This is a genomic window from Bradyrhizobium jicamae, from assembly GCF_018130695.1.
Classification (GTDB): Bacteria; Pseudomonadota; Alphaproteobacteria; order Rhizobiales; family Xanthobacteraceae; genus Bradyrhizobium; species Bradyrhizobium jicamae_B.
In genome coordinates this window covers 229,479-252,472 of sequence record NZ_JAFCJX010000011.1, presented here as the reverse complement: position 1 = coordinate 252,472, position 22,994 = coordinate 229,479, and the positions used below count along the sequence as shown (strand labels likewise).

Annotated in this window: 20 protein-coding genes and 2 riboswitches; of the genes, 9 read left to right on the top strand and 11 right to left on the bottom strand. The window is 64.9% G+C overall.

What is annotated here, in order from left to right; translation table 11 throughout:
* The first annotated feature begins 113 nt into the window (after nucleotides 1–113).
* The 3 genes from JQ604_RS18450 (at nucleotide 114) to JQ604_RS18440 (ending at nucleotide 3,157) form a co-directional block, all read left to right on the top strand.
* Nucleotides 114–464 (top strand): hypothetical protein, encoded by a 351-nt coding sequence (locus JQ604_RS18450; RefSeq protein ID WP_212359185.1) that lies wholly within the window; start codon nucleotides 114–116, stop codon nucleotides 462–464.
* Between the two features lie 521 nt (nucleotides 465–985).
* Nucleotides 986–2,074: a recombinase RecA gene (recA, locus tag JQ604_RS18445; RefSeq protein ID WP_212359182.1), complete on the top strand. Its 1,089-nt coding sequence runs from the start codon at nucleotides 986–988 to the stop codon at nucleotides 2,072–2,074.
* A 105-nt stretch (nucleotides 2,075–2,179) separates the two neighbouring features.
* Nucleotides 2,180–3,157, top strand: a complete 978-nt coding sequence (locus tag JQ604_RS18440; protein ID WP_212359180.1) for a hypothetical protein — start codon at nucleotides 2,180–2,182, stop codon at nucleotides 3,155–3,157.
* A 16-nt stretch (nucleotides 3,158–3,173) separates the two neighbouring features.
* Here the strand turns inward: JQ604_RS18440 and JQ604_RS18435 are convergent, their stop codons facing one another.
* The 4 genes from JQ604_RS18435 to gcvT all read right to left on the bottom strand — a co-directional run bounded on the left by JQ604_RS18435 (nucleotide 3,174) and on the right by gcvT (nucleotide 8,145).
* On the bottom strand, nucleotides 3,174–3,611 hold the full coding sequence (locus JQ604_RS18435; protein ID WP_212359178.1) for an acyl-CoA thioesterase: 438 nt from the start codon (nucleotides 3,609–3,611) through the stop codon (nucleotides 3,174–3,176).
* 127 nt (nucleotides 3,612–3,738) lie between these two features.
* A complete protein-coding gene (gene gcvP, locus JQ604_RS18430) occupies nucleotides 3,739–6,612 on the bottom strand; it encodes an aminomethyl-transferring glycine dehydrogenase (RefSeq protein ID WP_212359176.1) in 2,874 nt (957 codons plus the stop codon).
* Nucleotides 6,613–6,623: 11 nt separating this feature from the next.
* Nucleotides 6,624–6,989: a glycine cleavage system protein GcvH gene (gene gcvH, locus JQ604_RS18425; protein ID WP_212359173.1), complete on the bottom strand. Its 366-nt coding sequence runs from the start codon at nucleotides 6,987–6,989 to the stop codon at nucleotides 6,624–6,626.
* Nucleotides 6,990–6,999: 10 nt separating this feature from the next.
* Complete coding sequence (gcvT, locus tag JQ604_RS18420) at nucleotides 7,000–8,145, bottom strand: glycine cleavage system aminomethyltransferase GcvT (RefSeq protein WP_212359171.1); 1,146 nt, start codon at nucleotides 8,143–8,145, stop codon at nucleotides 7,000–7,002.
* A gap of 60 nt (nucleotides 8,146–8,205) precedes the next feature.
* A riboswitch (glycine riboswitch) is annotated at nucleotides 8,206–8,284 on the bottom strand.
* Nucleotides 8,285–8,286: 2 nt separating this feature from the next.
* Nucleotides 8,287–8,377, bottom strand: a riboswitch (glycine riboswitch).
* Nucleotides 8,378–8,578: 201 nt separating this feature from the next.
* On the opposite strand from gcvT, the gene alaS reads away from it, so the two are divergent.
* The gene (gene alaS / locus JQ604_RS18415; RefSeq protein WP_212359169.1) at nucleotides 8,579–11,251 is read left to right on the top strand and encodes an alanine--tRNA ligase; all 2,673 of its coding nucleotides are present in this window, start codon (nucleotides 8,579–8,581) and stop codon (nucleotides 11,249–11,251) included.
* Nucleotides 11,252–11,263: 12 nt separating this feature from the next.
* Nucleotides 11,264–12,508, top strand: coding sequence for a cyclic nucleotide-gated ion channel (locus tag JQ604_RS18410; RefSeq protein ID WP_212359166.1), 1,245 nt, complete (start codon nucleotides 11,264–11,266; stop codon nucleotides 12,506–12,508).
* A 9-nt stretch (nucleotides 12,509–12,517) separates the two neighbouring features.
* On the opposite strand, the gene JQ604_RS18405 is transcribed toward JQ604_RS18410, so the two are convergent.
* The 3 genes from JQ604_RS18405 to JQ604_RS18395 all read right to left on the bottom strand — a co-directional run bounded on the left by JQ604_RS18405 (nucleotide 12,518) and on the right by JQ604_RS18395 (nucleotide 16,195).
* Entirely contained in the window at nucleotides 12,518–13,024 is a 507-nt protein-coding gene (locus JQ604_RS18405) for a DUF3455 domain-containing protein (protein ID WP_212359164.1), read from the bottom strand.
* Between the two features lie 102 nt (nucleotides 13,025–13,126).
* The gene (locus JQ604_RS18400) at nucleotides 13,127–14,341 is read right to left on the bottom strand and encodes an NADP-dependent isocitrate dehydrogenase (RefSeq protein ID WP_212359161.1); all 1,215 of its coding nucleotides are present in this window, start codon (nucleotides 14,339–14,341) and stop codon (nucleotides 13,127–13,129) included.
* A 126-nt stretch (nucleotides 14,342–14,467) separates the two neighbouring features.
* Nucleotides 14,468–16,195: an alpha/beta hydrolase family protein gene (locus JQ604_RS18395; RefSeq protein WP_249158327.1), complete on the bottom strand. Its 1,728-nt coding sequence runs from the start codon at nucleotides 16,193–16,195 to the stop codon at nucleotides 14,468–14,470.
* Between the two features lie 297 nt (nucleotides 16,196–16,492).
* On the opposite strand from JQ604_RS18395, the gene JQ604_RS18390 reads away from it, so the two are divergent.
* Nucleotides 16,493–17,689, top strand: coding sequence for a TrmJ/YjtD family RNA methyltransferase (locus JQ604_RS18390; protein ID WP_212359159.1), 1,197 nt, complete (start codon nucleotides 16,493–16,495; stop codon nucleotides 17,687–17,689).
* 806 nt (nucleotides 17,690–18,495) lie between these two features.
* Nucleotides 18,496–18,708, top strand: a complete 213-nt coding sequence (locus JQ604_RS18385) for a hypothetical protein (protein WP_212359157.1) — start codon at nucleotides 18,496–18,498, stop codon at nucleotides 18,706–18,708.
* A gap of 26 nt (nucleotides 18,709–18,734) precedes the next feature.
* On the opposite strand, the gene JQ604_RS18380 is transcribed toward JQ604_RS18385, so the two are convergent.
* The 4 genes from JQ604_RS18380 to JQ604_RS18365 all read right to left on the bottom strand — a co-directional run bounded on the left by JQ604_RS18380 (nucleotide 18,735) and on the right by JQ604_RS18365 (nucleotide 21,590).
* Entirely contained in the window at nucleotides 18,735–19,079 is a 345-nt protein-coding gene (locus JQ604_RS18380; protein ID WP_212359155.1) for a putative quinol monooxygenase, read from the bottom strand.
* A complete protein-coding gene (locus JQ604_RS18375) occupies nucleotides 19,076–19,471 on the bottom strand; it encodes a (R)-mandelonitrile lyase (protein ID WP_212359271.1) in 396 nt (131 codons plus the stop codon). The genes JQ604_RS18380 and JQ604_RS18375 overlap by 4 nt, the downstream gene beginning before the upstream one ends.
* Nucleotides 19,472–19,593: 122 nt before the next feature.
* Nucleotides 19,594–20,385: a carboxymuconolactone decarboxylase family protein gene (locus JQ604_RS18370; protein ID WP_212359153.1), complete on the bottom strand. Its 792-nt coding sequence runs from the start codon at nucleotides 20,383–20,385 to the stop codon at nucleotides 19,594–19,596.
* Nucleotides 20,382–21,590 carry an arabinose transporter gene (locus JQ604_RS18365; protein ID WP_212359151.1) on the bottom strand — a complete coding sequence of 403 codons (1,209 nt, stop codon included), beginning with the start codon at nucleotides 21,588–21,590 and terminating at the stop codon, nucleotides 20,382–20,384. The genes JQ604_RS18370 and JQ604_RS18365 overlap by 4 nt, the downstream gene beginning before the upstream one ends.
* Before the next feature lie 114 nt (nucleotides 21,591–21,704).
* Between JQ604_RS18365 and JQ604_RS18360 the strand changes: the two genes are divergently transcribed.
* Nucleotides 21,705–22,604, top strand: coding sequence for a LysR family transcriptional regulator (locus JQ604_RS18360; RefSeq protein ID WP_212359148.1), 900 nt, complete (start codon nucleotides 21,705–21,707; stop codon nucleotides 22,602–22,604).
* 20 nt (nucleotides 22,605–22,624) lie between these two features.
* Nucleotides 22,625–22,975, top strand: coding sequence for a hypothetical protein (locus JQ604_RS18355; protein ID WP_212359146.1), 351 nt, complete (start codon nucleotides 22,625–22,627; stop codon nucleotides 22,973–22,975).
* The last annotated feature ends 19 nt before the right edge of the window (nucleotides 22,976–22,994 follow it).

Here is a 22,994-nt window from a genome sequence, read left to right as displayed (position 1 = left end):
ATGGAACCGTATGCAGGCACCGCGAGAGAGGCGACCAGGATCACCGCCGGCGCGGTGGCCGCCGTGGTGATGACGACGATGCTGTTCGTCATCCTGTTCGCGCTGCTGATCGCTTGAGCGAGAGCCGCCGCTTTGGGCTGTTCGCACGCGGAATCATCGTTGGCCCTGACGCTGGCTGCAGCGAGTACGACTGCAACACTCCCAAAGACGCAAACCGCGATGCCACGCGCATCGGCGGTTACGCTCGCAGACTATCCCGCAATATGCGTTACCCGAAACTGCGCGAGCATTTGGGCGCGACAGGCGCGCGTATGAAGCCCAGTCGTGACCATCACGACTTCATCGACAAGATGGAGACTTACGATCCTCGCTTCGGCGAACAGGATCAGTTTGAGCGCGAGAAAGACGAAGTGTCTTTAATGAAAGAGGCCACCAACTGCGGCGGCCCTATCTTTGAATTTTAAACGGCCCCAAGTGGGGGCCGCCAACCCCGCTGATGGGGGTTTTCCTCCAGCAGTCGGGGGGCTACCTGTCAGCTGGGGGCCCACGTATCATGCGCTGCCAAGCTGATTGTTCCTATACCCCAAATGTGTATGCCGTTTCCGGAACCTGACGTCGGTCAGAGGCTGGCGGAACGCTGTTCTCGCCCCGAGAACTACGGGGCCGCGCAGCGAAATGGAACGCACCCCCGCACTCGTCCACGCGCAGGAGAACATTCACCAAGCCGTCTCGGTAGAGCTACTGAGAACATCAACTAAGCCTTGGTTTCCGCAGGCTTAATAGCGTCCCATCCACACCGGAAAACGAATTGACCCATCGATGCTTGGATGTGGATTGGGCGTTCGCCCTCCAAAAGAACATATTGCGAACATAGAACAAACGTGGTACATTTTTTTCATCAACAACGAAGTCCCCTGAATCGCCCGCCGAACCCTTAACGCCCGTTTGTCCCGCTAGCGAATCCTCGCCATAAGGAGCACATCCAATGTCTGTCTCTGCCCTGCGTATCGTCGAAGGATCCTCCATGGATAAGTCCAAGGCCCTCTCAGCCGCGCTCTCCCAGATCGAGCGCCAGTTCGGCAAGGGCTCGGTGATGAAGCTGGGCAAGAACGACCGTTCGATGGATGTCGAGACGGTGTCCTCCGGCTCGCTCGGGCTCGACATCGCGCTCGGCGTCGGCGGCCTGCCGAAGGGGCGCATCGTCGAGATCTACGGGCCGGAATCATCGGGCAAGACCACGCTGGCGCTGCACACGGTGGCGGAAGGGCAAAAGAAGGGCGGCATCTGCGCGTTCATCGATGCCGAGCACGCGCTCGATCCGGTCTATGCCCGCAAGCTCGGCGTCAACATCGACGAACTCCTGATCTCGCAACCCGACACCGGCGAGCAGGCGCTGGAGATCGCCGACACGCTGGTACGTTCGGGCGCGGTGGACGTGCTGGTGATCGACTCGGTCGCGGCGCTGGTGCCGAAGGCCGAGCTCGAGGGCGAGATGGGCGATGCGCTGCCCGGCCTGCAGGCGCGTCTGATGAGCCAGGCGCTGCGCAAGCTCACCGCCTCGATCAACAAGTCCAACACCATGGTGATCTTCATCAACCAGATCCGCATGAAGATCGGTGTGATGTACGGCTCGCCGGAAACCACCACCGGCGGCAACGCGCTGAAGTTTTACGCCTCCGTCCGTCTCGACATCCGCCGTATCGGCGCGATCAAGGAGCGCGACGAGGTGGTCGGCAACACCACCCGCGTCAAGGTGGTGAAGAACAAGCTGGCGCCGCCCTTCAAGCAGGTCGAGTTCGACATCATGTACGGCGAGGGCGTCTCCAAGATGGGCGAGATCCTCGATCTCGGCGTCAAGGCCGGCCTGGTCGAGAAGTCCGGCGCCTGGTTCTCCTATGACAGCCAGCGTCTCGGCCAGGGCCGCGAGAACTCCAAGGCATTCCTGCGCGCCAACCCCGACATCACCGCTAAGATCGAAGCCGCGATCCGCCAGAACTCCGGCCTGATCTCCGAGCAGATTTTGGCCGGCACACCCGAGCGCGACGCCGAGGGCGAAGAGCCCGCGGAAGAGTAAGGTTTTAGCCATATCCGTTTTTCGAAGAAGCGGGCGCTGAGGACGTTGAGTTGCCGACGTCGTCAGCGCCCGTTTTTTTTGTTGTTCATTGTCTGAGTTGGGCCAATGAAGCGATTGATTTTGACCAGTTTGTCCGGTTCCTGTCTCAGGCGTTTTGGTCTGGCCGAGGCGGTCATACAATTTGGCTTCCGGTTCATCGCGCAACCGTTGCCGCCCGCGATCAGACTCGAAGCGTTTTTGGACGCACGTTCAGATCAAGGCCCAGGCTGGCATTGGACGGATTGGAATCCGAAAGTCGGCTCTCCTCGCCCCGTCAGATCTCGACACATCGCGTTCACTGAATATTGCGCGCGGTACGACCTCATTGAGCTATGGTTTGACTCGACCGTCGAAGATCAACTGCAGCTCATCTGGTTGCTCGACTTCTTCGAGTCTCACCCTGAGACTGCGGCCAAGTTGAAATTGCGCCTTATCGGCTTCGATCTGATCATGCTCGAAAGAGCGCCTGATCTGAAGCACGTTCCCCTGGCCGACATCAGTCCGCAAGAGCTTAGGACGGCGAGTATGTGTTGGCAGGCGTATCGGGCGACGACACCGGAAGCCTGCATAGCTGTGTTGAAGCAGAACCTAAGTGCATTTCCGTTGTTGAGGCCCGCTCTGCTTGATCTGATCCAGGAATTGCCGTCGCGCATTACTGGACTTGGTGCGACAGAGATACGGCTGCTTGAGTTGATTGGTGCTGGTTTCGTGAGTACGAACGCGCTGTTCTACCTGCGCGGCTTCCGACAGCGTGGCGTATTCAGCGATATGGAAATCGGCACTTTGCTTGAGGGACTGGCGCACGGTCCGCGGCCCGCGATTACAGGGCTCGATGACGAGTTGCGTACCATTGATCGAGCGAATTTGCGCGCTCGCTTGGAGGCCTATCAGAGAAGCCGCCTGTCACTCACCGATTTTGGCAAGGAAGTTCTTGCCCACAAGCAAGACTTCAGCCGCCACAACCCGATCGACCGCTGGTGGGGCGGCACGCACCTGACCAACGACAATATGTGGCGCTGGAACCCAACGCTGATGAAACCATAGCGGTTGGCCGGAACGCCTAAGCCTTGGCGAGTGCCTTCTCTCGGCTTGCAATCAGCGTCCGCAACGATTCTTCGACCGCGACGGACTGATGGGTCCTCTGATCCGCGGCCACCCAGATGATCTCACCAGTCGCGCGCAGATCCGCCGACCCCTTGGCGAAGATCGCAAGCAGCAGCGTGATCGAGGAACGCCCGATCCTGGCGACACGCACGCAGACGTCGATGTCCTCATCGAAGCGGATCGGTGCCTTGTATTCCACCACCGACTTCACCGTGTGGAAGTCGACGCCGGTCCGCTTCACCTCGCCGAGATAGTCGTAGCCAAGCGCGCGAAAGTATTCGGTGATCGCGGTGTCGAAGTAGGTGAGGTAGTGGGCGTTGAACACCACGGCCTGCGCGTCGACCTCGGAGTAGCGGACGCGGAACGGGAAATGGAACCAGAACTCCTCGCGCATGGCGCCTCCAGCCGCGGCTGATTCTGTCAGCCACCATTGTTGTTTTTGCAGATGGTGGGTTGAGCCGGAGGCTCAACCCATTCTTTGACGTGAGGTAAGCACGCGCGTGCCGAAGACGCGTTGATCGTTACTCCGCCGCCTGCGCATAATCCTCGACCGGCGGGCACGAGCACACCAGGTTGCGGTCGCCATAGACGTTGTCGACGCGGCCGACGGGGCACCAGTATTTGTCTGATCGCGACACGCCGGCCGGGAAGCAGCCTTCGGCGCGGCTGTAGGCGCGGTTCCAGGCGTCGTCGGCGATGTCGTGCACGGTGTGCGGCGCGTGGCGGAGCGGCGAGGCCTCGATCTTCCAGCGGCCCTTCTCGACCTCGGCGATCTCGTTCCTGATCGCGATCATGGCGTCGCAGAACCGGTCGATCTCGATCCTGGATTCCGATTCCGTCGGCTCGATCATCAGCGTGCCCGCGACCGGGAAGCTCATGGTCGGCGCGTGGAAGCCGTAATCGATCAGGCGCTTGGCGATGTCGTCGACGGTGACGCCGCTGGTCGTCTTCAGCGCACGCGGGTCGACGATGCATTCATGCGCGACACGGCCTTTCGCATTCCGATACAGCACCGGGAAATGCGGCTGCAGCCGTGCGGCGATGTAGTTCGCATTCAGGATCGCGATCTCGGTGGCGCGCGTCAGGCCTTCGCCGCCCATCATCAGGATGTAGATGTAGGAGATGGTCAGGATCGAGGCCGAGCCGAATGGCGCGGCCGATACCGGCCCGACCGCGGGCGGCGTATCGCCGACAATGGCGGGATGACCGGGCAGATAGGGCGCGAGATGTGCCTTCACGCCGATCGGGCCCATGCCCGGGCCGCCGCCGCCATGCGGGATGCAGAAGGTCTTGTGCAGATTGAGATGGCTGACGTCGGCGCCGTAATCGCCGGGCCGCGACAGGCCGACCTGCGCATTCATGTTGGCGCCGTCGAGATAGACCTGTCCGCCATGGCGATGGACGATGTCGCAGATCTCGCGGATGTGCTCCTCGAACACGCCATGCGTCGAGGGATAGGTGATCATGACCGCAGCGAGGTCTTTGGAATGCTTCTCCGCCTTGACGCGGAGGTCCTCGACATCGACGTCGCCGCGCGTGTCGCAGGCGACCACGACGACGTCCATGCCGACCATCGCGGCCGAGGCCGGATTGGTGCCGTGCGCGGAGGAGGGGATCAGGCAGACCTTGCGGTGCGGCTCGCCGCGCGCGAGATGGTAACCCCGGATGGCGAGCAGCCCGGCATATTCGCCTTGCGCGCCCGAGTTCGGCTGCAGCGAGATCGCGTCATAGCCGGTGATGTCGCACAGCCACTTTTCCAGCCGCTTGAACAGCGCGTGATATCCCTTGGCCTGGTCGGTCGGCGCGAACGGATGCAGATTGCCGAACGCCGGCCAGGTCAGCGGGATCATCTCCGTGGTCGCGTTCAGCTTCATGGTGCAGGAGCCGAGCGGGATCATGGCGCGGTCGAGCGCGAGGTCGCGATCGCTGAGCTTGCGCATGTAGCGCAGCAGCTCGGTCTCGGAGCGATGGGTGTTGAACACGGGGTTGGTCAGGAACGCGCTGGCGCGCCGCAAATCCTTCGGCAGCGCCTCGCGCGCGCCGGCCTCGATGTCGGCATAGGCAAACTTGCCGCCGAACACGCGCCACACGGCCTCGACGATGTCGGCCGTCGTCGTCTCGTCGACGGCGATCCCGAGCGTGGTCTCGCCGATGCGCAAATTGATCCGCTCCGCGAGCGCGCGGGCAATCAGGTCGTTCTGCCTGGCGCCGACCTCGACTGTCACGGTGTCGAAGAACGCGTCGCTTGTCAGCGCAAAGCCGAGCTTGCGCAGGCCGGCGGCCAGCACGGCCGCACGGCGATGCACGCCGCGTGCGATATGCGTCAGGCCTTCGGGGCCGTGATAGACCGCATACATCGAGGCGATCACGGCGAGCAGCACCTGCGCGGTGCAGATGTTGGAGGTCGCCTTCTCGCGGCGGATATGCTGTTCGCGCGTCTGCAGCGCCAGCCGATAGGCCGGCGCACCGCGCGAATCCACGGAGAGGCCGACGATGCGGCCGGGCAGCGATCGCTTCAGCGTATCGCGCACCGCCATATAGGCGGCATGCGGCCCGCCATAGCCCATCGGCACGCCAAAGCGCTGCGCCGAGCCGACCGCGATGTCGGCGCCGAGCTCGCCGGGCGAGGCGAGCAAAGTCAGTGCGAGCAGATCGGCGGCGACGATCGCAAGCGCACCCTTGGCGCGGAGCGCGGCAATCGCGGGCCTGAGATCGCGTACCGCGCCGGAGCTGCCCGGATATTGCAGCAGCGCACCGAGCACCTCGGCCTTGTCGAGATCGGTCAGGGGATCGCCGACCACGATGGTCCAGCCCAGCGGCTCGGCGCGGGTGCGCATCACCGCCAGCGTCTGCGGATGCACGTCCTTGTCGACGAAGAAGGCCTGCGCCTTGACCTGCGAATGCCGCTCCGCGAGCGCCATCGCTTCCGCCGCCGCGGTTGCCTCATCGAGCAGCGAGGCGTTGGCGACGTCGAGCCCGGTGAGATCGCAGATCATGGTCTGGAAGTTGAACAGCGCCTCGAGCCGGCCCTGGCTGATCTCCGGTTGATACGGCGTGTAGGCCGTGTACCAGGCCGGGTTCTCCAGGATGTTGCGCTGGATCACTGCCGGCAGGATCGTGCCCGAATAGCCTTGGCCAATCAGCGACGTGAACACCTGATTCTGCGCGGCGAGATCGCTCATATGCGCCAGTGCTTCGGTCTCGCTCAGTGCGCGCCCGAGATCGAGCGGCGCCTGCTGGCGGATCGATGCCGGCAACGTCTCGCTCATCAGCGCAGCGAGACTTTGCGCGCCCACCGTCTCCAGCATCGCGTTGATGTCGCGCGGGGAGGGCCCGATATGGCGGCGAACGAAATCGGCGGCGGCGTCGTTGGCAGGCTTGAAGGGCGCGTTCATGGGCAAATCCTTTAGGCGGTGTGCGCGGCGTAGGCGGCTTCGTCCATCAATCCGTCGAGCTCGCTCTTGTCGGCCATCTTGATCTTGAAGAACCACGCCTTGCTGCCGGCGTCGGAATTGACCAGCGCGGGATCGGCGGCGAGCGCGTCGTTGATCTCGACCACTTCACCCGTGATCGGCGCGTAGACGTCGGAGGCGGCCTTGACGGATTCAACGACGGCTGCGGCTTCCGCCTTCTTCAGGCTGCGGCCGAGCTTCGGCAGTTCGACGAACACGACGTCGCCGAGCTGGGACTGCGCGTAGTCCGTGATGCCGATGGTTGCGACATCGCCCTCGATCTGGAGCCATTCGTGGTCGGACGTGTAGAGCGTCGTCATGAAACTTCCTTTAGCGTTTGTAGGTATTGGGAACGAAAGGTGTGGCGGCGACCTTGAGCGGCAGCCGCTGGCCGCGCACTTCGGCGAACACGGTGGTGTCGACGGTCGAAAGCGAGGTGGGTACATAACCCATGGCCACCGGCGCATTCAGGCTCGGGCCGAAACCGCCTGACGTCACCTTGCCGACCGGATCGGCCGAGGTCGCATCCGCAAACAGCAGTGCGCCCTCGCGCACCGGCGCGCGGCCCTCGGGCCGAAGGCCAACGCGTCGTCGTGCCGCGCCATGCGCGAACTGCGCGAGGATATTGTCCGCGCCCGGAAAACCGCCGGCGCGGGCGCCGCCGCCGCGACGCGCCTTCTGCACCGACCACTCCAGCGCGCCTTCGACCGGCGTCGTCGTGGTGTCGATGTCGTGGCCGTAGAGGCAGAGCCCGGCTTCGAGCCGCAGGCTGTCGCGCGCGCCGAGCCCGATCGGCAGCACGTCGGGATTGTCGAGCAGGGCGGTGACCAGCGATTCGGCCTTGTCCGACGGCACCGAGATCTCAAAGCCGTCCTCGCCGGTATAGCCGGAGCGCGAGACGAAGCAGTCGATGTCACCGACGCGGCGCGGTCCCGCATCCATGAATTTCATCGAACCGACATCTGCACAAAATTTCGCCAGTGCCGATTCGGCCTTTGGCCCCTGCAGCGCGATCAGCGCGCGCTCGGCGAGGGAGACGATCTCGCAGGTGTCGGAGAGATTCGCGCGCAGATGCGCCTCGTCGTCTTCCTTGCAGGCGGCGTTGACCACCACGAACAGGTGATCGCCGAAATTCGCGACCATGAGGTCGTCGAGCAGACCGCCGTCGCTGTTGGTGAATTGCGCGTAGCGCTGCCGGCCCGGCGCGACGCTGAGGATGTCTTGCGGCACCAACCTTTCCAGGGCGAGGGCGGCATCGGCAACCTTGCCGGATTTCGCCCGAAGCGTGAGCTGGCCCATATGGGAGACGTCAAACAACCCGGCCTGGCTGCGGGTGTGCAGATGTTCCTTCAGCACGCCGGCAACATATTGCACCGGCATGTCATAGCCCGCGAACGGCACCATCTTGGCGCCGCGCGCCAGGTGCAGCGCGTGCAGCGGGGTCTTTTTCAGCGGGGAATTGTCGGGTGCAAGCATTCGTAGGCCCTCGCGGTTCCCGCCGGGGACCATTCCCCCTGGGAAACCTGCAGAAAGCCCCATCTGTCGCTGTGCCTGAGAGTATTATCCCGTCGGCGGACGCGTCCAGGCCAAAGCCCTCGGCGCCTCTTTCCAGATGTCGGACGTCACACGGTCCTTTTGCCTGAGAGTTTCCGGGGCGGTTGCTCCTTCGGCGCCGGCGATGAAGCCGGTCTCTCCCGACGTGACGTAACAATAGGTAGGTAAGAAACACGGCACCACCAGGGCTGTCAACGCACCCTGAAGGGCTATCAACGGCTCTTACGCTGGTGCGGCAAGTCTATGATCCGCCTGCACAGTTTCTGGACACCGCGGCCCGCAATGTCTAAAAGCGTTCGGCCGGAAATGAATGCAGTTTGCGCCTGATCCGGCCTCTTTGCCCGATTGGATGAACATGAGCAGCGTCAACGACATCAGGTCGACCTTTCTGAACTACTTCAAGGCGAACGGCCACGAGATCGTGGCCTCGTCGCCGCTGGTGCCGCGCAACGACCCGACGCTGATGTTCACCGCGGCCGGCATGGTGCAGTTCAAGAACGTCTTCACGGGAATCGAGAAGCGGTCTTACCAGCGCGCCACCACCGCGCAGAAATGCGTGCGCGCCGGCGGCAAGCACAACGACCTCGACAATGTCGGCTACACCGCGCGCCATCTCACCTTCTTCGAGATGCTCGGCAACTTCTCGTTCGGCGATTACTTCAAGGAGCGCGCGATCGAGCTCGCCTGGAACCTGGTCACCAAGGATTTCGGGCTGAAGAAGGACAAGCTGCTCGTCACCATCTACCACGATGACGACGAGGCGGCGGGCCATTGGAAAAAGATCGCGGGCTTCTCCGACGACCGCATCATCCGCATCGCGACCTCGGACAATTTCTGGGCGGCGGGCGACACCGGCCCGTGCGGTCCGTGCTCGGAGATCTTCATCGATCGCGGCGAGCACATCTGGGGCGGCCCGCCCGGCAGCCCGGAGGAGGACGGCGATCGCTTCCTCGAGTTCTGGAACCTGGTGTTCATGCAGTTCGACCAGGTGACGAAGGAGGAGCGCCTGCCGCTGCCGCGTCCCTCGATCGACACTGGCATGGGGCTGGAGCGCATGGCCTGCATCCTGCAGGGCGTCGACAGCGTGTTCGAGACCGACCTGTTCCGCAACCTGGTCGACGCGACCGGCTCGGCGCTCGGCCGTGGCCCGGGCAAGGACGACATCGCCTCGTTCCGCGTCATCGCTGATCATCTGCGCGCATCGTCGTTCCTGATTGCCGACGGCGTGCTGCCCTCGAACGAGGGCCGCGGCTACGTGCTGCGCCGGATCATGCGCCGCGCGATGCGCCACGCTCAGCTGCTCGGCGCCAAGGAGCCGCTGATGCATCGGCTGGTCTGGGCGCTGGTCCGCGAGATGGGCCAGGCCTATCCGGATCTGGTGCGTGCGGAGTCGCTGATCGAGGAGACGCTGCGGCTGGAAGAGACCCGCTTCCGCAAGACGCTGGAGCGCGGCCTGTCGATCCTCGACGAGAAGAGCGCGGGCTTGAAAAAGGGCGACATGTTCGACGGTGACGTCGCCTTTACGCTGTACGACACTTACGGCTTCCCGCTCGACCTGACGCAGGACGCGCTGAAGTCGCGCGGCATCGGCGTCGACCAGTCCGCCTTCACCGACGCGATGGAGCGCCAGAAGGCCAAGGCGCGCGAGTCCTGGAAGGGCTCGGGTGAGGCCGCGACCGAAGCGATCTGGTTCCCGTTGCGCGAGAAGCTCGGTGCCACCGAATTCCTCGGCTACGAGACGGAGCGCGCGGAAGGCGCGGTGACGGCGCTGATCAAGGACGGCGCCGAGGTCGACAGCCTCAGGGCTGGCGATGCCGGCGCGATCGTGCTGAACCAGACGCCGTTCTACGGCGAGTCCGGCGGCCAGGTCGGCGACACCGGCGTGCTGACCGGGCAGGGCGTCACGTTCCGCGTCACCGACACGCAGAAGAAGGCGGGCGACGTCTTCGTGCATCTCGGAACGGTCGAGCAGGGCACCTTGAAGGTCGGCACCGCGCTACAGCTCGAGGTCGATCATGCGCGCCGCTCGTCGATCCGCGCGCACCACTCGGCGACGCATCTGCTGCACGAGGCGCTCCGCCAGGTGCTCGGCGATCACATCGCCCAGCGCGGCTCGATGGTCGCGCCTGACCGCCTGCGTTTCGACTTCGTGCATCCGAAGCCGATCACGGCGGAAGAGCTCGCGCGCGTCGAGGACATCGCCAACGACGTCGTGCTTGAAAATGACGAGGTCACCACCCGCGTCATGGCGGTCGACGATGCCCGCGAGGCCGGTGCGCGCGCGCTGTTCGGCGAGAAATATGGCGACGAGGTCCGCGTCGTCTCGATGGGCAAGGCGGCGCGCGAGCACGGCCAGAACGCGCTCGGCTGGTCGGTCGAACTCTGCGGCGGCACACACGTGAAGCGTACCGGCGATATCGGCCTGATCTCGGTGACCAGCGAAAGCGCGGTCGCCTCCGGCGTGCGCCGCATCGAGGCGCTGACCGGGCGTTACGCACGCAAGCACGCCAATGACACCATCGCGCTCGCCAAGACCGCGGCGCAGGAGCTGCGCACCACGATCGAGGACGTGCCGGCGCGGATCACGGCGCTGATGGACGAGCGCAAAAGGCTGGAGCGCGATCTGTCCGACGCGCGCAAAAAGCTCGCGATGGGCGGCGGTGCCTCGTCGAATGGCGCGGCCTCCAGCGTGCGCGAGATCGGCAACGTCAAACTCCTGGCGCGCGCGGTCGAGGGGGTCGAGACCAAGGATCTGAAGAGTCTGGTCGACGACGGGAAAAAGCAGATCGGCTCCGGCGTGGTCGCGATCGTCGGCGTCACCGAGGACGGCAAGGCCGGCATCGTGGTCGGCGTCACTGCCGATCTGACCTCGCGCTTCAATGCGGTCGACCTGGTGCGCAAGGGCTCCGAAGCCCTCGGCGGCAAGGGCGGCGGCGGGCGGCCCGACATGGCGCAGGCGGGCGGCCCCGACGGCGCCAAGGCGAGCGCCGCGCTGTCGGCGATCGAGCAGGCGATGGCGGGCGCCTGACGGAGGCCTCACGTGGCGACGGTTCCGGGCAAGCGCGCGATCAGCGATCCGGATTTGCGGGACCGTCTCTACGAACTGCTCGAGCACGACCATTTGCCCTACTCGGTCGGCTCGCGCTTCGTCCGGCTGATCATCGCCATCATCGTCCTCGACGTGCTGGCGGCGATCCTGGCCTCGGTGCCGGAATACGACGCGCAGTTCTATTGGCTGTTCACGACCATCGAGGTCGCGGCCGTCGCGGCGTTTGCGCTGGAATACGCCGCCCGGCTCTGGAGCATCGTCGGCCATTCCCTGCGCGACATGACGCCGACGAGGGCCCGGCTCGAATATGCCTTCTCCAGCCTCGGCATCATCGATCTGCTGGCCTTCCTGCCGTCGGGCATCGCGCTTGCGCTCGGCGACCGGCATTGGCTGGTGCTGTTCGGCCTGCTGCCGTTCCTCAAGCTGGTGCGCTATTCGCCGGCGATGCGCTCGCTCTTGGCCGCGCTGCATGCCGAGCGGCGCACGTTGTTCGGCTGCATCGTGATCCTGACCGGCGCCGTGCTGCTGTTCGCTTCCTTGCTCTTCGCCATCGAGCACAATGTGCAGCCCGACAAGTTCGGCACCATGCCGCAGGCGATGTGGTGGGCGATCGTGACGCTCGGCACCGTCGGCTATGGCGACGTGGTGCCGGCGACGCCGCTCGGCAAGATGGTCTCGGTGGTCGCCATCGTGGTCGGCTTCGCGATGATCGCGCTGCCGGTTGCGATCGTCTCGACCGCCTTTGCCGATGAGGTGCGGCGGCGCGACTTCGTCGTCACCTGGGGCATGCTGGCCCGGGTGCCGCTGTTCTCGCATCTCGGTGCGGCCGAGATATCAGACATCATGCGGCTGCTGCGCTCGCGCACCATCGAGGCGGGCGAGGTGCTGGTGCGGCGAGGCGATGCGGCCACGTCGATGTATTTCATCACCGCCGGCGAGGTCGAGATCGAACTGCCGAGCCAGCGGGTGCGGATGTCGGACGGCACCTTCTTCGGTGAGATCGCGCTGCTCCGGCGGACCAAGCGGTCCGGGACGGTCACGGCGACCCGCAAGACCAAACTGCTCGCGCTCGACGCGCAGGACTTTCATGCGCTGATCGAGCGGCTGCCGGCGCTGGCCTCGCATGTGAAGGAGACCGCCGAGGCGCGGATGGCCGACAGTGCCGGCGGCGATGTTGCCGAGGCCGAGATCGCCCAGGCCGAGCCGGCCGATGGGGACGGCGGGCATCGGGACTAGCAGCCCCAGCTAGCCCTTCTTCAGGAACACGTAGTCGGCCGAGTAGGGTGCGCTCTTCGTCGCGCCGGCTTTTTCACAGGCACCGTCGAGCTTGCCGCCGACCGTATTGATCCGCTGCACGGTGGTGACGCCGGTCAGCGTGCCCGAGCCGCGCTGCGAGATCACCTCGAGCTTCAGCCAGGGAATGTCGGCAGCCGTGGCGCCCGGCGCGTTGCCGGCGGCGCGGGCGAGCACGCCGCTGCCGTCGACATGGTCCCAATTCGGGCCGGCATAATGCCGGCCGACGGTCTTGCCTTCCGACATCAGCGTGGCGACCGGCTCGCGGAAGGCCCAGGCGAGCTTGCCGTCGGCGACGGCCTTGCATTCGTAGACCTGCGCGCCCTCCGCGTGGACTGTGAGGATTGCGGTCTCGCCGCGCGCGGCGATGGCGTCGGGCAGTGCCGACTGCGCGACTGCGGCCGGGCTGATCACGGCCGTGAGCAGCAGGCAGGGGACGGTGAACTTCTTGATGGGCATGAGCGGGCTCCGCGCGATCGTATCAAAATGAATGGGCCGCGCGTGGGCGCGGCCCATAATGATGTCTAACCCCGATCAGGCGAAATCATTCAGGGGCAGCCGTTAAGCCGCCATCGCCTTCACGAGATTGTCAGCAACCTTGTCCAGGAACCCGGTGGTCGACAGCCAGCGCTGGTCGGCGCCGACCAGCAGCGCGAGGTCCTTGGTCATGTAGCCTTGCTCGACGGTGTCGACGCAGACCTTCTCCAGCGTCGACGCGAACTTGGCCAGCTCCGGATTGTTGTCGAGCTTGGCGCGGTGGGCGAGGCCACGGGTCCAGGCGAAGATCGACGCGATCGAGTTGGTCGAGGTCTCCTTGCCCTTCTGGTGCTCGCGGTAGTGGCGGGTCACAGTGCCGTGGGCGGCTTCGGCCTCGACGGTCTGGCCGTCCGGGGTCAGCAGCACCGAGGTCATCAGGCCGAGCGAGCCATAACCTTGAGCAACGGTGTCGGACTGCACGTCGCCGTCATAGTTCTTGCAGGCCCAGACGTAACCGCCGGACCACTTCAGCGCCGAGGCGACCATGTCGTCGATCAGGCGGTGTTCGTAGGTCAGCCGCTTGGCCTCGAATTCCTTCTTGAACTCGCGGTCGTAGACGTCCTGGAATATGTCCTTGAAGCGGCCGTCATAGACCTTGAGGATGGTGTTCTTGGTCGAGAGATAGACCGGGTAGTTCCGCATCAGGCCGTAGTTGAAGGAGGCGCGGGCGAAATCGATGATGGAGTCGTCGAGATTGTACATCTCCATCGCGACGCCGGCGCCGGGCGCCTTGAACACTTCCTTCTCGATCACGGTGCCGTCCTCGCCGACGAACTTCATCGACAGGGTGCCCTTGCCGGGGAACTTGATGTCGGTGGCGCGGTACTGGTCGCCATAGGCGTGGCGGCCGATGATGATCGGCTTGCTCCAGCCGGGCACCAGGCGCGGCACGTTCTTGCAGATGATCGGCTCGCGGAAGATGCAGCCGCCCAGGATGTTGCGGATGGTGCCGTTCGGCGACTTCCACATCTGCTTGAGCTTGAACTCCTCCACCCGGGCCTCGTCCGGGGTGATGGTGGCGCATTTGACGCCGACGCCGACCTTCTTGATCGCTTCCGCAGCGTCGATGGTCACCTGGTCATTGGTCTTGTCGCGGTATTCCATGCCCAGGTCGAAATAGAGCAGGTCGACATCCAGGAACGGGGTGATCAGCTTGTCCTTGATGTACTGCCAGATGATCCGGGTCATCTCGTCGCCATCGAGCTCGACGACGGGATTGGATACCTTGATTTTTGCCATGACGGAGGGGCCCTCTTGGGAACAGCGCGCTTTTGACGGCGGGGGGTGAATTATCCCCGCGCTATAGCACCGCCCGGAGGCAGGCGGAAGCGGAGCGGTTATGCACTTTCAGCCCATCTTTTAGTCCTAAAAAGCAGCCTGCGTCGCCGTCCCCGCCACGATGTACCAGGTCACGAACAGGCCCGAGATCAGCGCCCCCGGCAGGCTCGATCCGGTCCGCCGCCAGGTGAAGGTCGCGATCACGGCGACGATCGCGAGCAGCGGCACGAACTGGATCGCGACGATGGTCGAGAGCGGCACGAAGCCGGGATCGGGGATCGGGTTGAACAGTTTTCCGGTCAGCCACAGCGTGCCGTATTGCAGGACCAGCAGCACGATGAAACCTGACGTCAGCGCCAGGATGTTGGTCAGGTAAAGCGCCAGCCGCGGCGCCTCCATGGTCGAGAAATTCCGATGCAGCACGTGCAGCGCCACGACGAAAAACGCCGTGAATGGAATCAAATAGATCAGGAAGATCATGAATTGCTTCACGCTCATCAACTTGAGCGCGATGATCCAGAATCGGAAGTCGATCTTGAAGGCGAGGTCGGCGAGCCACAGCGCCGCATAGCCGACCGCCACCGAGGCGACCGCGATCACCAGCGACTGTCCGAGCAGTCCGCTCCGGCCCGTCCGCTTCGGAGCAAAGCGCATCAGCGCCAGCGTGATCAGGCCGTTGACGATGGCCCAGACCAGGATCTGGTTGGTGATGCCCTGTGGCAGGAACGCCATTGGCGTTACGAAGGTGCCGCCCGCCGCGAAGGCCGGGTAGTAGGTCAGCGCCGGCAGGAAGGCGGACAGGATGAACGCCGTGGTCCAGCGCCGGCCGGTCGCGGCCTCGTGTGGCGGCATGGTGCCGTCGGGCACCGCGGGCAGGCGGAGGCGGGAGAACATCTGCGCCTCGAGTAGGCCGTCGAAGGTGCCGATCAGCAGTGCCACGAAACCGAGCAGTGCGATCAGGGTGCCCAGTTCTTTCCGGAACCAGATCTGGTCGTCGGCCGGGTGCGGGGTGCCGCCCTGCAGGGTTTTTGCGAACCAGTCGAGGCTGTAGCCGATCGCCTCATGCGAGATGTGCTCGGCCGGGTGGGTGATGGCGGGCGTGTACAGCACCCGGGCGGTGCCGGCTGCCGGGTCGCCATAGACCTTGCCCGGCTCGACTGCGCCTTGGGTGCCGAACATCGCCCAGAGCTTGGGACTCTTGGTGACGTCGCGGGCGAGCTCCTCGCCCCACATCAGGCTCGAGAATTCCTCGTACTGGGCGAACACCAGAGCGGTGTTGCGCGGCCAGGTTGGGGTGCCGTCGGCCGCGAACGGCTTGCCGGTCGAGGAGCCCTCCAGCACCATCGACTTGTAGTCATTGGGCATCGCGGCGGCTGCCGCGAGCACGGTCCAGCCGCCCATCGAGTGACCCTCGAGGCCGATATTGGCCTTGTCGACCATGTCGAGGCTGCGGAGATAGGCGAGGCCATCAGGCCCGCCGAACCCGTTGGCGAAGGATGGCGGGTCGCTATAGCCATGGCCGGTCTGGTCCAGCGCCAGCACGACATAGCCGCGGCGGGCGAACTCGATCGCGAACCCGTCCTGGGTTTCGCGCGAGTTGATGTAGCCGTGGACGGCGAGGATGCCCGGCGCCGGGGTCTGCTTTGTGGCATTGGCGGGGACGTAGAGCAGGGCACTCATGGTGTTGCCCTTGGCGCCCTTGAACCTGACGTCCTCGATCCGGATGCCACCGGCGGTTTGGGTGAGATGAGCAAGGAGCCCGCCCGCCACGATCAGGACCACGCCCAGGATTGCCAGTGTCCATCGCCCGCGCATCGCCGTCCCCCCGTTATTGTGCCGTCTGAGCGGCGGCTTTACAGCTTCGCTTTGGTTGTGGTTGATAGCCTTATCCGAAGGCCAAGCGCGCGCAAGCGGGGCGGTAACATCGTCCCCAGTTGAGATTCCGATTGAGGATTCGCAAGCGCCGCTAACCCTGTTATTTCCCTTGAGAAACCGGTCTGCGCGGAAGGCCGCCTGGCGGCGCAAATGAGAACTTGAATCAACACCTTCAGAGGTTGATTCAAACTCTCCGGAAGCAGAAGCGGAAGACGTTGAATCAGAAAGTGAAGTGAGATGTCCGGCACCGACAAGACCAAGGCAGGGCATGACCTTGCCGGTCCCGTCGTCATCCTGGTCGAGCCGCAGCTCGGCGAGAACATCGGCATGACCGCGCGCGCGATGGGCAACTTCGCGCTGACCCGTTTGCGTCTGGTTAAGCCGCGCGACGGCTGGCCGAACATTGCCGCGCAGCGCGCCGCCGCCGGTGCCGACCACATCCTCGACAAGGTTGAGCTGTTCGACACCGTCGAGCAGGCGATCGCCGATCTGACCCTGGTGTTCGCCACCACCGCCCGCGCTCACGACCAGGCCAAGCCGGTGGTCGGACCGGAGGCCGCGGCCGGCGAGATCGTCGCCCATGTTGGCGCCGGCGGTGGGGCCGGGATCCTGTTCGGGCGGGAACGCTCGGGCCTGACCAATGACGAGGTCGCGCTCGCCAACCGCATCATCACCTTTCCGGTCAACCCGGGCTTCGCCTCGCTCAACCTGGCGCAGGCCGTGCTGCTGATGGGGTACGAGTGGTTCAAGCTCTCGACCAGGGGGGCGCTGCCGTTCGCGATGCCCGAGCGGAGCGAGCCGGCGTCCCAGCACCAGATGCAGGCCTTCTTCGACAACCTCGTCGCCGAGCTCGACCGGGTCGAGTTCCTGCGCCCGCCGGAGAAGCGCGACACCATGCTGGTCAATTTGCGCAACATCTTCACCCGGATGGACCCGACCAAGCAGGACATGCACACCCTGCACGGGGTGGTGATGGCGATCGCCGAGGGGCGGAAGGGCCCGGCCAAGGGCGGCGTGCTCGACGGCGCCCAAGCGACAAGGCTGCGGGCGCTGCTCGCCGAGCAGGGCCAGGGCGGCGCCACCGCCGACAATTCGAGCACGGTCCGCGGCCTCGCCCGGCTGCTCCGCCGCAACCCGACCGACGCCGAGCGGCTGCTCTGGCAGGCCCTGACCAAGGACCGCCGCTTCGCAGGAGGGTTCAAGCGCCAGACCCCGGTCGGCCGCCATATCCCGGACTTCGTCTCCTTCACCCATCGGATGGCGATCGAACTGGTCAATGCCGGGGAAACCGAGGCCATTGCCCGGGACCGGGCCGGCCGGCGGGCCTGGCTGGAGGAGCGGGATTATCGGGTGATCGAGATGGCGGTGGCCGACGTCGAGCGCGATCTGGCGGCCGAGCTGGCGCGGCTGGAGGCGGGGCTGCAGGGGCGGTGAGTTCCTTCGCGTTTCACGCCACCTCCTCAGTGTCATCACCCGCGAAAGCGGGTGATCCAGTATTCCAGAGACGCTTGCGATAGAACCGATGGGCCGCGGCGTACTGGGTCGCCCGCTCCAGTGCGCAAGTGCGCACAAGGCGGGCGATGACAATTGAGTGTGAGGACGCAGCTTCCCGTTCTCGCGACATGATTTGTCCGAGTTTTCCATCTCGTTCCGCCCTCTCTCGAATACCGAGGGCGCAGGGAAGACCGGGTGCGCGCCGCACCCGCGGTCCCGTGCGCCATGTGCACAGAAGAAAGTGCGCGCACGAGCATACAGGTTCGGCGGAGGCATCCGGCCTTCCCTGCGCAGTGGTTTTACGGCTTATACGTGCTCGCCCTGGTGAGACTCTGCGTTTGTGCCACCATCATCCGCGATCGGCTTTGGACCTTTCGCGTGCTTGCCACCTGCATCGGGGCGGCAGGCCCACACGACTTCACCGTCCGCCTTGCGCACACACGCCTGTCGCACGCCCAGCGGCCACCGCATCTTCACCCACGTTCGTGGCGTTCGCGAGCGCCCCTCGTGTCGGATGAGATGGGCGCATTGTTAGCATAATCAGAAGTTCATGTAAAGAGAAAAAATCGGGAGTGGAGCGGATTTTTTGTCCGGTGCCGGGGAGGCCGCTGGTGACGGTGCTCCGGGGAGAGAGGACGGCGACGGCAATGTGACGAAGGTCACGGTGAGGCCGGCAGCCCGCAGGCATAACGCACCCATGTGAGCGGGCGATCCGATCACCCAACCCAACTCAGATGGAGATCACGATGACGAGCTTCGAGAATGGTCAGCCGGCCGCGACCCGTGCCCTCACGGATGGCGACCTGGATTCGGTGAACGGCGGCTGCTTCGGGGTTCCCGTGGAGACCCGTGGCGGCGGCATCATCTACGTCTCGCCGACCACCGGTTACCCGAATCCGAACGGCGGCCCCCTGCCGTATTTCCCGATCAATTCCTTCGGCCGTCCGTTCCCGCTCTGAGCCCAGAACCGGTTCGGTCATGACTCTCAGCTGCGCTTGGCTCCGAGCACAATCGGCACGGCCTCGCGCAGCTTGAGGGATTTCACCATGTCCTGGGTCGCACCCTTGTACGCCTTGAAATGCGCTGCCTCGAGGTGTGCCTGGTAGGCCTCGATGCTGGCGTAGATCTCGAACACCGTGACATGGGCCGGGTTGTCCGTGTCGGACACCGAATAGAGCGCCAGCACTCCGGGCTCAAGTCGGATCGCGGCTTCGATTTGCGTGGTGACCGCCGTTCTGTAGGCACTCAGCTGCGCCGGATCGATCTCGATGTCGGCGATGCGCACATAGCGCTGCGTGTCGTCCGCGAGGATTGAACTTGCGGTCGTCATTTCCGGTACTGGTCGTCGCCGACCTTCTCCAGCCAGTCGACGGTCTTGCCGTCAAGCGACTCCTGAATGGCAATGTGGGTCATCGCCGTGGTTGGCGTGGCGCCGTGCCAGTGCCTTAAGCCCGGTGGAAACCAGACCACGTCGCCCGGCCGCACTTCCTCGACAGGACCGCCGTCGCGCTGGACCCATCCGAGGCCTGCGGTGATGATCAAGGTCTGGCCGAGCGGATGGGTGTGCCAGTTGGTGCGGGCGCCGGGCTCGAAGGTGACTTGGCCGCCGGTGGTCCGTGCAGGATCGGGCGCCTGAAACAGCGGGTCAACCCGAACCGATCCGGTGAACCAGTCCGGCGAGCCCTTGGTGGCCGCCCGCGAGCCATTGCGCTTGATGTCGATGTCCATGATCGTCCTCTTTGGTTCGAAAGCCAACGTTTCGGCTGATGTCTTTGCGATTGTGATCGCAGCGGCAAAGCTGCCAACCGTGGCCCGCAACGCGGTTCGCCGCGAACAGGTCGAGGTCATTTCGCGGTGGACCTTTTCTCGATCACGTCCTTGACCACGGGTGCTGCGGAGAACGCGTTGGGCCAGCCGGCGTAGAAGGCGAGATGACCGAGCAGCTCGCCGGCTTCGTCTCTCGTCAACCCGTTATCCATCGCGCGGTTCAGATGATAGGTGACCTGCGCGACCTGTCCGGTCGCGATCAGGGCACTCACCGTGACCAGACTGCGGTCCCGCGGCGCCAGATCGGGGCGCAGCCAGAGATCGCGGAACAGCACGTCGGTGGTGTAATTGACGAGGCGCGGCGTGATCTGGCCGAACTGTTCGCCGACGCGCGTCGCCCGCTGCCTTTCCGCGGCCTCATCGAGCGGGAGTTTGGGCCCCGCAACCGGCGGGAGCTGATCGGCGCCGATGTTACGGTTCACGAAGACCTCACGTGCCGCCGGGATCGCATCCATCGCATTCGCCCAGCCGGTGTAGAACGCAAGATGCGTGATGATCTCGGAGACCTCCGCCGGCTTGACGCCATTGTCGAGCGCAAGAGCGAGATAGTGCGGAAGCTCGACGGTCTGATCGCGGGCGATGAGGGCGGCGACAGTGACGACGCTGCGGTCGCGCGGCGACAGGCCGGGGCGGTTCCAGAGGTCGCCGCGAATGACCTGCTGCGCGTAAGTCTCCAGCGCGGGCGCGACGGCGCGGATGTCTGCAGATGTCGGCATGCGATTGGCTCCTTCGGTAATGGTCCGCTCCGCGGCGGACGCGCCGCCGGCGATCAGGCTGAACGAAACCAGGGTTGCTGCGAGGCGTTTCATTGCGGTGATCCTTCGGCAGTTGTTGGGTGGGCCATCAGCCACGACGCGACGACCGCAGCGCCGAGCACGGTGATGGCACTGGTGAGAAACACGACATGCAGCCGCGCGCCGGTCGCGACCAGGCCGAGCGCGGGGCTTGCGAGCCCCTGGGCAAGATCGAGAAAGGCGGTGTAGGCACCCATGGCGAGGCCGCGGCTCTGCGCCGGTACGCGGCGCACCGCTTCGACGCCGAAGCCGGGATAGACCAGCGAGAAGCCGAAGCCGGTGAGTGCGGCCCCCGCCAGCGCCGTCTCCGGCTGAACGGCCATCCAGAGCAGCACCTGGCCGACGGTTTCGACCAGTGCAAAGACGAGCGCGACCTTTGCGCCGCCGATCTTGTCGACGAGATGACTGAAGAAGACCCGGGCCAGAATGAAGGCCACGGCATAGGCCGAGTAGGCGAGCCATCCGTTGGCCCATCCGCGGCTCGTGAACAGCAGGGCTGCGAAAGTCGTCACCGCGCCGAATCCGACGCTGCCGAGCGCCGAGCCGAGGCCGGGTATCCATACGGCACCGACGACGTCGGCAAATGACGCGCGGGCGTGCTGAATGGGTGCGACCGCGGGAAGGCGCACCACGAACAGCAGTGCGGCCAGAGGCGCCACGGCAGTGGCGATGGCAACGGCGGCAAAGCCGTAGGCCGCGTAGAGCGCGGAGCCGGCCGGTGCGCCGATGGCGAAGGCTGCGAACATCGCCGAGCCCATCCAGGCGATCACCTTGCCGGTGCTACCGGTATCGGCGAGCGCCAGCCCCCAGCTCACGGCCGCCGTGATGATGAAGCTCTCGGCGCCGCCGAGCAGGCCACGCCCGAGCAGGAGGATCGCGACCGAGATCAGCGGAGCGCCGCTGAAGCCGAGCGACAGTAGATACAACAGGCCGGATGCCGCTGCGGCCAGCAGGCCGAGGATGACGGCACGCTTCGCCCCGCGTGCGTCCGAATAGTGGCCCGCCCACGGCCGCGAGATCAGCGAGGCCGCGAACTGACTGCCAGCGACGAGGCCCACCACGAAGGGTCCAAGCCCCAAGCCGTCGTGCACATGGAGCGGAAGCACGGGCATCGCCACGCCGATCACGAGGAAGGCGACGAACACGATCGCCATGATCGGCAGCAGCGTCGCTGTGAGGCGAGGGGCTGCAACGGGATTCTCAATGGCTGTTGCCGACATGCGGGTTCCATGGGTTGGGACGGCGTTGCCGTTGACGCCGCGCTGAACCTAGGACTTCCGAGGGCGGACGATTAGGTGATAGATTTCGTATGTAGTCATTAGGCAGGCTTATCAATGCAGCGGGATGACGCGAGCGATCTCCTGGCCTTTCTCGCGGTGGCGCGCGAACGCAGCTTCACGCGTGCGGCGGCGAAGCTCGGCATGACGCAATCCGCGCTCAGCCAGATCATCCGAAACCTGGAGGAGCGGATCGGCGTCAGGCTGCTGAACCGCACGACGCGGAGCGTCACGCCGACCCAGGCCGGAGAGCGGCTGTTCCTGAGCATCGGTCCGAGGTTCAGCGAGATGGACGCAGAGCTCGCGGCGCTCGGCGAGCTCCGTGAAAAGCCGGCCGGAACGATCAGGTTGACCGCGACAGAGTACGCCGCCGGCGAGATACTGTTGCCGGCGCTAGCGAAGATCCTGCCGAAATATCCCGATGTCCATGTCGAGGTGATCATCGACTACGGGCTCACCAACATCGTCGCCCAGCAGGTCGATGCCGGGATTCGCCCGGGCGAGCTCGTGGCGAAGGACATGATCGCGGTGCGCGTCAGTCCTGATCTGCGTATGGCTGTCGTCGGCTCGCCATCCTATTTCACTGAGCGCAAGCGGCCGAAGACGCCGCAGGAGCTGACCAACCACAATTGCCTCAACCTGCGTCTGCCGACCCATGGCGGCAGCCTCTACGCCTGGGAGTTCGAGAAGAACGGGCGCGAACTCAATGTCCGCGTCGAAGGCCAACTCGTCTTCAACAGCGCAGGTCTCTTGCTCGCCGGCGCGCTCAAGGGCCTCGGGCTTGCGTACCTGACGGAAAGCCACGCGCAGCCCTACATCGCCAAAGGACAATTGGTCCGCGTGCTCGCGGACTGGTGCCCGCCGTTTTCAGGCTATCATCTCTACTATCCGAGCCGGCGCCAGCCGACGCCGGCTTTCTCGCTCCTGATCGAGGCGCTGCGATATCGCGCGCGGTGATATCGGCGAGGTGAGTTTTCATGACCTACGGCTTCATGATGTTCAAACCGAAGGGCGCCGTGCCCGCGATCGACGATCTCGGCGAGGACACGCTCGTCCTGCAGGAGCCGGCCGTGGTTGTCGCCGGGCTGACCGCGCTGTGTCCCGACATTGCCTGGCGGCGAGAGGACGACGGCGGTTGGTTCGGCGCGCTGGATGGCGAGGATGGCTGGTACGAATTCCGCATCGGTGCAGAGCCGGACCTTTGCTGGACGATCTCGACCTCGCATCGCGCCAGCACACGCAAGCTGGTGCCTGAGATCTGCAACGCGCTCGGCGTGGTGGCCTTCGATGGCCAGGTGATGAGCCTGATCGCGCCGGAGCGGCCGTAACGCGGCCGCTCCGCGTCGA

Bases quoted from the DNA above. Each gene is read 5' to 3' on its own strand.
- recA (WP_212359182.1), top strand. From the start codon at position 986: ATGTCTGTCTCTGCCCTGCGTATCGTCGAAGGATCCTCCATGGATAAG.
- JQ604_RS18440 (WP_212359180.1), top strand. From the start codon at position 2,180: ATGAAGCGATTGATTTTGACCAGTTTGTCCGGTTCCTGTCTCAGGCGT.
- JQ604_RS18435 (WP_212359178.1), bottom strand. From the start codon at position 3,611: ATGCGCGAGGAGTTCTGGTTCCATTTCCCGTTCCGCGTCCGCTACTCC.
- gcvP (WP_212359176.1), bottom strand. From the start codon at position 6,612: ATGAACGCGCCCTTCAAGCCTGCCAACGACGCCGCCGCCGATTTCGTT.
- gcvH (WP_212359173.1), bottom strand. From the start codon at position 6,989: ATGACGACGCTCTACACGTCCGACCACGAATGGCTCCAGATCGAGGGC.
- gcvT (WP_212359171.1), bottom strand. From the start codon at position 8,145: ATGCTTGCACCCGACAATTCCCCGCTGAAAAAGACCCCGCTGCACGCG.
- alaS (WP_212359169.1), top strand. From the start codon at position 8,579: ATGAGCAGCGTCAACGACATCAGGTCGACCTTTCTGAACTACTTCAAG.
- JQ604_RS18405 (WP_212359164.1), bottom strand. From the start codon at position 13,024: ATGCCCATCAAGAAGTTCACCGTCCCCTGCCTGCTGCTCACGGCCGTG.
- JQ604_RS18400 (WP_212359161.1), bottom strand. From the start codon at position 14,341: ATGGCAAAAATCAAGGTATCCAATCCCGTCGTCGAGCTCGATGGCGAC.
- JQ604_RS18395 (WP_249158327.1), bottom strand. From the start codon at position 16,195: ATGCGCGGGCGATGGACACTGGCAATCCTGGGCGTGGTCCTGATCGTG.
- JQ604_RS18390 (WP_212359159.1), top strand. From the start codon at position 16,493: ATGTCCGGCACCGACAAGACCAAGGCAGGGCATGACCTTGCCGGTCCC.
- JQ604_RS18385 (WP_212359157.1), top strand. From the start codon at position 18,496: ATGACGAGCTTCGAGAATGGTCAGCCGGCCGCGACCCGTGCCCTCACG.
- JQ604_RS18380 (WP_212359155.1), bottom strand. From the start codon at position 19,079: ATGACGACCGCAAGTTCAATCCTCGCGGACGACACGCAGCGCTATGTG.
- JQ604_RS18370 (WP_212359153.1), bottom strand. From the start codon at position 20,385: ATGAAACGCCTCGCAGCAACCCTGGTTTCGTTCAGCCTGATCGCCGGC.
- JQ604_RS18365 (WP_212359151.1), bottom strand. From the start codon at position 21,590: ATGTCGGCAACAGCCATTGAGAATCCCGTTGCAGCCCCTCGCCTCACA.
- JQ604_RS18360 (WP_212359148.1), top strand. From the start codon at position 21,705: ATGCAGCGGGATGACGCGAGCGATCTCCTGGCCTTTCTCGCGGTGGCG.
- JQ604_RS18355 (WP_212359146.1), top strand. From the start codon at position 22,625: ATGACCTACGGCTTCATGATGTTCAAACCGAAGGGCGCCGTGCCCGCG.